The organism is Vibrio sinaloensis DSM 21326 (assembly GCF_000189275.1).
In the GTDB taxonomy this organism is placed as follows: domain Bacteria; phylum Pseudomonadota; class Gammaproteobacteria; order Enterobacterales; family Vibrionaceae; genus Vibrio; species Vibrio sinaloensis.
Genome location: NZ_AEVT01000054.1, coordinates 1 through 261 on the forward strand (window position 1 = coordinate 1; position 261 = coordinate 261).

Genomic DNA, 261 nt, shown 5'->3' on the forward strand with positions numbered 1-261 from the left:
CTTATGTGTTGCCCTGGCTCATTTTGAAGAACTCGGTGCGTGCCTTTATCGTGGACCAATGGAAATTGAAGATGGGCTTTCAATGTGCCAAGTTGAGGACCCATTTGGAAATTTAATAGGACTACGTGGGAAAACCACATAACAAATTGTTCAAGAGGGATTCTCAACGCGTGGCATTTTTACTATGCGTTAGTTTTGGTGTTTAAGGTGGTATGCGGCGGCATCGGTATTGCGTTGCTCACCCCTTAACAAGGCGTTAGG

1 pseudogene is annotated in these 261 nt (G+C 45.2%); it reads left to right on the forward strand.

What is annotated here, in order from left to right:
- Positions 1–142, forward strand: a pseudogene (locus tag RH45_RS22900) (glyoxalase/bleomycin resistance/dioxygenase family protein); the annotation flags it as partial.
- Positions 143–261: the final 119 nt, after the last annotated feature.